The organism is Streptomyces sp. NPDC054847 (assembly GCF_053610925.1).
Window position 1 is genome coordinate 1 of the sequence record NZ_JBSGZJ010000323.1, and the last position, 8,209, is coordinate 8,209.

An 8,209-nucleotide genomic window follows, 5' to 3' on the forward strand; every position below is an offset into this window, starting at 1 on the left:
GGCACCGGGCGGACCGGCGCCACCCCGCTCCTCGTCCCTCACACCACCCGGTCGACCGCCACCGCGTCGTACTCGGTGTCGGGCGTGGGCGGCACGTCGAAGCGCGCGTTGGGCAGGTAGATCCGGTCGCCCCAGGCGGCCGCCGTGGTGGGGATCCGGAAGCGCGGGTCGGTGATCCGGGCGGTCGGCGTGCCCCGGGTGCCCGCGGCGTTCAGCCGCACGACATCGACCTGGTTCAACTGCTGCTGCACGATGTAGAGATGACGGCCGAGCAGCAGGAGGCCGTCACCGAACGGGATGGCGAGGTCCCCGAGGTCGACCCGGCGGGCGGTACCGTCGCGCGGGTCCACCCGCATCAGGGAGCCGCCCTCCACCACGGTGTTGACCACCAGCAGGGCGCTGCCGTCGGGTGTCCGCGCGATGCCGTTGGCGGTGAAGTCCGTTCCCTGCTCCCACTCACCGCCCAGCGCCACGGTGGCCACCTCGCGCGCCGGTTCGCCGTGCCGGTCCAACTCGAGCCGGTAGAGCTGGGGTCGGAAGGAGTCGGTGAACCACGCCGCCTCCGGCGTCAGCACGACGTCGTTCACCATCGAGCCCTCCGCGCCGACGGTGAAGAGTCTTACGATCTTTCCTGAGCGCGCATCGGCGATCCTGATCTCCCGGCTGAAGCCACCGGAGAGGAACAGCCGCCGCTCCTGGCGGTCGATCTTCAGCCCGATGACGGAGCGTCCGGCGCCCAGCCCTTCGACGACCACCCGGCCGCGTCCGGTGGCCAGGCTCGCGCGGTAGACGTCGCCGTCGGCGATCGAGCCGAACCAGGCGTAGGGGCTGCGGCCGATGGTGATGCCCTCCGGCTGGAAGCCGTTCGGCAGGGGGATGCGGGTCGGCCGGCTGCCCGGCGACGCGGCGCGGGCCGCACCGGCGGCGGGCCCGAGAAGCGCGGCCGCGCCGATGGCCGCTGCCGCGCCGAGTACGTCTCTGCGTGCGAAGACACGTTCCACGGTGTGTCCTTCCGGCAATGGTGGACGGATGGCCCGAGGGCCTGTTCCGTCACCTCACCACACGCCCGGCGCAGGCGCCGCGTGTTTGTGCAACGCGGAGGAACTGACTCCCGCCCGGGGGCGTCGACGGCGACCGGGCGGGAGTCGAGAACGTGCCTAGAGCGCCACGCCCAGCAGGGCGTCGACCGCCCGGGACACCAGCCCCGGCGCGCCCTCGTCGGTGCCGCCCTCGGCCTGCTGGAGCGCCGCCCAGCGGTCCACGGCGGCGAGCGCCGACGGGGCGTCGAGGTCGTCGGCGAGGGCCGCGCGGATCTCCTCCACCAGAGCGTCGGCGGACGGTCCGTCGGGGCGGGAGACGGCGGCACGCCAGCGCCCTGCACGCTCGACCGCTTCCTGGAGCACCGCGTCGGTCCACTCCCAGTCGGCCCGGTAGTGGTGCGAGAGCAGCGCGAGCCGTATGGCGGCGGGGTCCACACCGTCGCGGCGCAGCTTGGAGACGAAGACCAGGTTGCCCTTGGACTTCGACATCTTCGCGCCGTCGAGGGCGACCATGCCCGCGTGGACGTACGCCTTGGCGAAGGGGTGTTCGCCCGTGAGCGCCTGGGCGTGCGAGGCGCCCATCTCGTGGTGCGGGAAGGCGAGATCGGAGCCGCCACCCTGGACGTCGAAGCCCATGCCGAGGTGGTCCAGCGCGATGGCGACGCACTCGATGTGCCAGCCGGGCCGGCCGCGGCCGAGCGAGCCGCCGTCCCAGCTCGGCTCGCCCTCGCGGGCCGCCATCCACAGCATCGGGTCGAGCGGGTTCTTCTTGCCGGGACGCTCGGGGTCGCCGCCGCGCTCCGCGGACAGCAGCCGCATCGCCTCAGCGTCGAGCCGGGACACCTCGCCGAAGTGCGGGTCGGACTCGACGGAGAAGTAGACGTCGCCTTCCAGCTCGTAGGCGGCGCCTGCGTCACGGAGGCGTTCGACGAGTGGCACGATGCCCGGAATCGCCTCGACCGCGCCGATGTAGTGACGCGGCGGAAGCATCCGCAGCGCGGTCATGTCCTCGCGGAACAGAGCCGTCTCGCGCTCCGCGAGCTCGGTCCAGTCGTGTCCGTCGCGGTTGGCGCGCTCCAGCAGAGGATCGTCCACGTCCGTGACGTTCTGGACATAGTGAACCTGCCGCTTGGTGTCGAGCCACACGCGCTGCACAAGGTCGAACGCGTTGTAGGTCGCCGCGTGACCCATGTGGGTCGCGTCGTACGGTGTGATGCCGCAGACGTAGATACGGGCGACGGGACCGGGGTCAAGGGTCACCAGACCATCGGTCGCGGTGTCGTGGATCCGGAGGTCGCGGCCCTTGCCGGGCAGGGCGGGGACCTCAGAAGCGGGCCAGGCATGCATGTCATGAGCGTAACCGGACGCATGTTCCGGATACGAACCGGATCACTGATCTTGACCGGTTGGGCACTCTTGCGGTCCGGCGGGCACTGTGCCTACACGGGCGGCCAGGGGATCGCCGGCCAGTCGCCCGACGGCACGGGATGGGCGCCTGACCGGAGGAGGGCCGCCACCCGCCCGCTCAGGGCGGCCACCTCGGCCGGGGTGAGCAGTTCCGCCAGTCGGGTGGTGAGCGCCCCGCCGTCGGCGAGGGCCGTCGCCAGGGTCGTGAGCGCCGTGACCGCCTCCGCGGGCAGCGGCTCCCCCGCCCATCCCCACAGCAGGGTGCGCAGCTTGTCGTCGACGTTGAACGTGACTCCGTGGTCGATCGCGTAGAGGGTCCCGTCAGAGGTGGGCAGCAGGTGCCCGCCCTTGCGGTCCCCGTTGTTGATCACGGCGTCCAGGACGGCGAGCCTGCGCAGGCGCGGGTCGTCGGCGTGGACGAGCAGCGCGGAACGTCCCTCCCCCACGTCGGCGAAGCCGACCGCCCTCCAGCCCTCTCCCGGTTCCTCGTCCTCGACGAGCGCCAGCAGAGCGGCCTCCGGGTCGGTCTCGATCCAGAGCTGGACCATGCCCTGGCCGTAGGGGCCGTCCCGCAGCACCGTGGGCGGCACCAGATCCCAGCCGATCGCCTGCGAGACCTCGTACGCGGCGACCTCGCGCTGCGCCAGAGTGCCGTCGGGGAAATCCCACAGCGGGCGTTCGCCCGCGATGGGTTTGTAGACGCAGTGGGCTTCCTCGCCTTCGTACGAAACCGCGCAGTACAGCACCGCGTTGGACGCCTCGCGCAGCCTTCCGCGTACGCTCAGCTCGCCCTTGGCCAGCAGCGTCAGCGCGTCCGGGGTGCTCACGCGCCCCGTCGGTATCCGTTCTGGCGCGGGCATACGTGTCCTTCCGGATCGAGGGGCAGGCTGCACAGCGGGCACGGCGGCCGGCCGGCGTTCACCACGTCCAGTGCGCGTTTGGCGAACGCCCTGGCCTGTGCGCCGGTGAGCCGGACCCGCAGCATCGGCGGGCCGTTCTCCTCGTCCTGCAGCAGCCGCTCCTCGGCCTCCGCGAGGTCCTCCTCGGACTCGGCCTCGAGCTCCACCAGCGCCTGTGCCTCGACGATCATGCGCTGTTCCTCGCCGTCCCAGGCCAGCGCCATCGTGCCGACGCGGAACTCCTCCTCGACCGGGTTGTCGAGCGGCGCGGTGTCGGTCACGTCCGCCGGGGCGACGGCCGGCACGGGCGCGTTTCCCCCGGTGCGGCGGACCACTTCGTCCAGCAGCTCGTCGATCCGCTCCGCGAGGGCGGCCACCTGAGTCTTCTCCAGGGCGACGCTGGTCACGCGTCCTGCGGCCGTGGCCTGCAGGAAGAACGTACGGCGGCCAGGCAGCCCGACCGTACCGGCCACGAAGCGGTCCGGCGGGTCGTAGAGGAACACCTGACGGGACACGTTCTGTCTCCCTTTGGATCGTCGGATCGGTGGTTTTCGGCATCCGGTGGACTTCAGCTTTTCGGCGCGTCCACCCTACTGCGCGGAGCGATCACGATGCGCCCGCGCCGCCCCCGACGACCGCGTCGCCGCTGTCGCCCTTCTCCTCCGGTCCCTCCGCGCGGGGCACGAGGGAGCCGAGATCGCCGGTGTCGCCGAGGCGCAGCAGGAACGGCCGGCTGCGGGTGTAGCGGATGGCGGTGACGGAGCACGGCTCGACGTGGATCCGCTGGAAGAGGTCGAGATGCATCCCAAGGGCGTCCGCCACGAGGGACTTGATGATGTCCCCGTGCGAGCACATCAGATAGGCCGCGCCCTCGCCGTGCGCCCGGTCGATCCGGGCGTTCCAGTCGCGGACGGCGTCGACGGCGCGCGCCTGCATGGCGCGCATGGACTCGCCGCCGGGGAAGGACACCGCGGAGGGATGGTGCTGGACGACCTCCATCAGCGGCTCCTGTGCGAGCTCCTTGAGCTTGCGGCCGGACCACTCGCCGTAGAGGCACTCCCCGATGCGTTCGTCGGTCTCCGCGACGAGCCCCGGGCGGGCCGCGAGCAGGGGCGCGAGCGTCTCGCGACAGCGCTCCAGCGGACTGGAGACCACCGCCGCGAGCGGCACCGCGGCCAGTCGTGCGGGCAGCGCGGCCGCCTGTTCGGCTCCGTGCTCGTCGAGGCGGACACCCGGTGTCCAGCCCGCGAGCACTCCCTCGGTGTTGGCGGTGGAACGTCCGTGGCGTACGAGGATCAGCGTGGCCATGGGGGCCAGCCTACGATCCCCGGGCTTCCGGCGGGCCGGGGGTGTGCCGGGGCGGAGGTCAGGGAAGAATGCGCGCCGTGATCGTGGACTGTGCCATTTACCGCGACGGGCGCCGCAGCGAAGGCCCGTCGGACTTCTCCGATGCCCTCGACGAGGCGCGGGCCACGGGTGACGCCTTCCTGTGGATCGGGCTGCACGAGCCGACGGAGGAGGAGTTCGACCACGTCTCCGCCGAGTTCTCGCTGCATCCGCTCGCCGTCGAGGACGCGCTCAAGGCCCATCAGCGGCCCAAGCTCGAGGTGTACGACGACTCGCTGTTCGTGGTCCTCAAACCCGTGGTGTACGAGCCGGAGAGCGACTCCGTGACCACGGGCGAGCTGATGGTCTTCATAGGCGACTCGTTCGTGGTGACGGTCCGGCACGGAGAGGGTGCTCCGCTGCACGCCGTCCGCGAACGACTCGAGGCGGAGCCGGCGGTGCTGAGGCACGGCCCGACCGCCGTGCTGTACGCGGTCAGCGACGCCATCGTCGACCACTACATCGATGTGGCGGCCGAGCTTCAGGTGGACCTGGAGGAGATGGAGACCGAGGTCTTCGAACCGGCGCGCAGGGACGCGAAGAACACGGCGGCCCGGATCTACACGTTCAAGCGGCAGGTGCTCGAGTTCCGCCGGGCGGCAGGGCCGCTGGCGGCGCCGATGGCCCGGCTCGCGGGTGCGGGCGTGCCGTTCGTCCATGAGCACGCGCAGCCCTTCTTCCGGGATGTCAGCGACCACCTGACGCGGGCGAACGAGCAGGTGGAAGGGCTGGACCGGCTGCTGTCGGACATCCTGTCCGCCCACCTCGCCCAGATGGGCGTGCGGCAGAACGACGACATGCGCAAGATCTCGGCGTGGGCGGCCATGGCGGCGGTGCCGACGATGGTGGCGGGGATCTACGGGATGAACTTCGAGCACATGTGGGAGCTCAGGCAGGTGTGGGCGTACCCGGCGGTGCTCGTGCTGATGGCGGGTGCCGTCTACGGGCTCTTCCGGCTCTTCAAGCGGCGCGGCTGGCTCTGATCTTCTCGTGCCCTGCCCGCTCGGGGCGGCGGTCAGCGTCCCGCCCCGGGTGGCACGGCCGCGGGACTGAGATAGGCGCGGAGCTCGGGACGGGACGGGAGTCCGGGCAGGGTCAGCGGCCGCCAGCCGCGGATGAACGACGGAGGCCGGTTGCGGCCCTCCACCACGTAGGCCACCGCCCGTTCGTCGCCGAGCCGTAGGAGCCCGGCCCGGGTGATGCTGCCGTCGTGTCCGCCGGTCTGCCGGGACGCGCAGCCGGCATGGAAGGCGAGCGGGGGCGCCACGCTGCCGCTGACCACGCACGGTGGCCGCACACCGTTGCGGTGCAGCTCCGAGACGATCCTGTCGAAGGCCTTCCGGTTGACCCGGCCGCGCTCCAGCGTGCCGTTCAGCACGGCGTACTGGATTGCCAGATGGCCGGCGAGTGCCAGGCCCAGCACGACGGCCGCCGCGGCCCGCGGCCGCGCGCTCGCGGCGATCCGCCCCAGACACACCGCGACCGGGAGCGCCAGCAGCGCGTACGCGGGCAGCATGAAGCGCGGCGCGGCGTAGCCGATCAGCAGCAGGTACGGCACGGCCAGCACCAGCCCCGCGAGGGCGGGCACCAGCACGGCGGAGGGACGCACGGCGGTCGGGGCCATGGTGAAGGGGCACCGCCTGCGTGCGGCGACCAGTGCGCCCCCGGCGGCCAGTGGCCACAGGACGAGGAACCAGACCGCAGTCACCGGCTTGCGCCACGGTACGTCGCAGGGGCGGCAGAGCGCCCGGCCTTCCAGTGCGCGCAGCTGGTCGTCGACGGCGAAGTGCGGACCCAGGTGTCCCTGGATCTCGCCGGCCCGCCGCAGCCGGGCGAGCAGCCCGTCGTAGGCGACGTAGGCCTCGACGATCCACGGCAGGCAGCCGACGACGGTGCCGGCGACGAGCACCACGAGCAGAGCCGGCCGGCGGGCCTCGCGGGTCAGCAGTGCGACGGCGGCGAGCGGCAGCAGGAGCCAGACGGCGTCGCTCGGCCGCATGAGCGCGACGAACACCAGGCCCGCGCCCGTGCCGACGAGCCCTGCCCGGTCTGAGGGGTCCCTGGCCGCCCGCAGGAAGCAGCCGACCGTGAACAGCGCCCCGAGCGCGACCCAGAGGTTGGGCATGACCTGCGGACCGTAGAACACGGTGATCCACAGGCCCGCGAACAGGCCCCCGGCGAGGGCGAGCACACGAGGGGGAAGCAGCGTCCGCCACACGGCCAGGGCGGCGAACAGGCCGGCGCCGGAGAGCACGGCGAGGAAGACGCGCAGCACCCCGAGGGAGGAGGTCAGAGCGGTCACCGGAGCGACGAGGAACGTGATGCCGCGGGCGCGCGGGGCACTGAAGAAGGCGGCTTCCGATCCGCGTGAGACCTGGCTGACGTAGACCGACTCGTCCCATCCGAGGCCCGTACCCCGGACGGCCAGGGCGAGTTGGACCACCGTGTACGCGACGGCGACGGCGCCGATCCACAGCAGTCCGTCGGCCGCGCGGCGTTCCGGGCCCGGCCAGGTCCGGGCGCGGGGGCGGACGGGCGCCAGGGCCGGGGTCCGGTTCACATCAGAAGGCGGGAGCCGGGGTGGCGGGGCCGTCGAGGGCGCCGCGGCGCTCCGGCATCCTGAGGTCGACCATGCGCCGCCAGCCGCCGAGGCGCTCGTACGCGTACATCGCGTGGATGCCCGCGGCCAGCGCGGCGGACTTGGCCTTGGGCCAGCGCAGCAGGTGTCCCATGTGCGCCATGACGGCGAGGCTCACATCGCGGTGGACCCGGATCTCGGCGAGCGCGCTCTCGCGCAGCACACGCTGGATGATGCGGCCGTGGCCGGCCGCGGCGAGACGCAGCAGTTCCTCGTGGCAGTAGGCGAGGTGGTTCGCCTCGTCGTCGCAGATCATCCTGATGGCCTTGCCGAGTTCCGGATCGTCACCGAAGTACCTGACGAGCAGTTCCATCTGGTCGGCGGCCCGCTGCTCTGTGACCCGGCTGTGCGAGAGGTAGACGACGATGTCGTGCTCCGTCAGCCGCTCGTCACGGCGGAGTTTCGCGTGGGCGAGGCCGATGCCGCGCTGTTCCAGCAGCATGGTGTAGTCGGTCTCCGGCGGCACGGGGACGGGGTCCAACTGCCGCTTCTTGAGCAGGGCGTTGAACAGGCGGCCGTGCTTGTCCTCGTCCGCCCCGTGCCGGGTGATCCTCGGAGCCAGTTCACGCATGCTCTCCGGTACGAGCGCGGCGATGCGCCCGTTCTCCCAGCCTCCCTGCGTCTCGCCGCTGGCGGCGATGGAGCAGAAGAGCTGGAACGTGTCGTCGCTGTCGACGATCTCCTGGAAGAGACTCCGGGCCGAGAGCATGACTGCCACCTCCGTCGGACCTTCGGGACATCCGCAAAGAACGAGTCAAATGCGAGACGTCGGCCCAGGCAACAGGTGGCGGGCCAACTCGCCCGAACGGACCAGGGGAAGGACACAGTCGGCAGTAACC

8 protein-coding genes are annotated in these 8,209 nt (G+C 71.9%); 1 reads left to right on the forward strand and 7 read right to left on the reverse strand.

The features are described 5' to 3' along the window. Nucleotides 1–38: 38 nt before the first annotated feature. The 5 genes from ACWGH4_RS25755 to ACWGH4_RS25775 all read right to left on the reverse strand — a co-directional run bounded on the left by ACWGH4_RS25755 (nucleotide 39) and on the right by ACWGH4_RS25775 (nucleotide 4,654). On the reverse strand, nucleotides 39–1,001 hold the full coding sequence (locus tag ACWGH4_RS25755) for an SMP-30/gluconolactonase/LRE family protein (RefSeq protein ID WP_453465136.1): 963 nt from the start codon (nucleotides 999–1,001) through the stop codon (nucleotides 39–41). A 156-nt stretch (nucleotides 1,002–1,157) separates the two neighbouring features. Further along, a complete protein-coding gene (gene mshC, locus ACWGH4_RS25760; protein ID WP_453465139.1) occupies nucleotides 1,158–2,387 on the reverse strand; it encodes a cysteine--1-D-myo-inosityl 2-amino-2-deoxy-alpha-D-glucopyranoside ligase in 1,230 nt (409 codons plus the stop codon). Between the two features lie 92 nt (nucleotides 2,388–2,479). Then, complete coding sequence (locus ACWGH4_RS25765; protein WP_453465142.1) at nucleotides 2,480–3,307, reverse strand: SCO1664 family protein; 828 nt, start codon at nucleotides 3,305–3,307, stop codon at nucleotides 2,480–2,482. Then, nucleotides 3,271–3,861, reverse strand: a complete 591-nt coding sequence (locus ACWGH4_RS25770; RefSeq protein WP_453465145.1) for a DUF3090 domain-containing protein — start codon at nucleotides 3,859–3,861, stop codon at nucleotides 3,271–3,273. The genes ACWGH4_RS25765 and ACWGH4_RS25770 overlap by 37 nt, the downstream gene beginning before the upstream one ends. Nucleotides 3,862–3,952: 91 nt before the next feature. Then, on the reverse strand, nucleotides 3,953–4,654 hold the full coding sequence (locus tag ACWGH4_RS25775; protein ID WP_453465148.1) for a histidine phosphatase family protein: 702 nt from the start codon (nucleotides 4,652–4,654) through the stop codon (nucleotides 3,953–3,955). A gap of 68 nt (nucleotides 4,655–4,722) precedes the next feature. Between ACWGH4_RS25775 and ACWGH4_RS25780 the strand changes: the two genes are divergently transcribed. Beyond that, nucleotides 4,723–5,715 carry a magnesium and cobalt transport protein CorA gene (locus ACWGH4_RS25780; RefSeq protein WP_453465151.1) on the forward strand — a complete coding sequence of 331 codons (993 nt, stop codon included), beginning with the start codon at nucleotides 4,723–4,725 and terminating at the stop codon, nucleotides 5,713–5,715. Between the two features lie 32 nt (nucleotides 5,716–5,747). Here ACWGH4_RS25780 and ACWGH4_RS25785 read toward each other — a convergent pair whose 3' ends face one another. Both ACWGH4_RS25785 and ACWGH4_RS25790 read right to left on the reverse strand, forming a co-directional pair. Further along, nucleotides 5,748–7,292: a hypothetical protein gene (locus tag ACWGH4_RS25785; protein WP_453465154.1), complete on the reverse strand. Its 1,545-nt coding sequence runs from the start codon at nucleotides 7,290–7,292 to the stop codon at nucleotides 5,748–5,750. 1 nt (nucleotide 7,293) lies between these two features. Then, nucleotides 7,294–8,079 carry a ferritin-like domain-containing protein gene (locus ACWGH4_RS25790; protein ID WP_453465156.1) on the reverse strand — a complete coding sequence of 262 codons (786 nt, stop codon included), beginning with the start codon at nucleotides 8,077–8,079 and terminating at the stop codon, nucleotides 7,294–7,296. Nucleotides 8,080–8,209 lie beyond the last annotated feature (130 nt).

Excerpts from the sequence above, each read along its gene's own strand:
- ACWGH4_RS25790 (WP_453465156.1), bottom strand. The coding sequence starts at position 8,079 with ATGCTCTCGGCCCGGAGTCTCTTCCAGGAGATCGTCGACAGCGACGAC.
- ACWGH4_RS25775 (WP_453465148.1), bottom strand. The coding sequence starts at position 4,654 with ATGGCCACGCTGATCCTCGTACGCCACGGACGTTCCACCGCCAACACC.
- mshC (WP_453465139.1), bottom strand. The coding sequence starts at position 2,387 with ATGCATGCCTGGCCCGCTTCTGAGGTCCCCGCCCTGCCCGGCAAGGGC.
- ACWGH4_RS25780 (WP_453465151.1), top strand. The coding sequence starts at position 4,723 with ATGCGCGCCGTGATCGTGGACTGTGCCATTTACCGCGACGGGCGCCGC.
- ACWGH4_RS25765 (WP_453465142.1), bottom strand. The coding sequence starts at position 3,307 with ATGCCCGCGCCAGAACGGATACCGACGGGGCGCGTGAGCACCCCGGAC.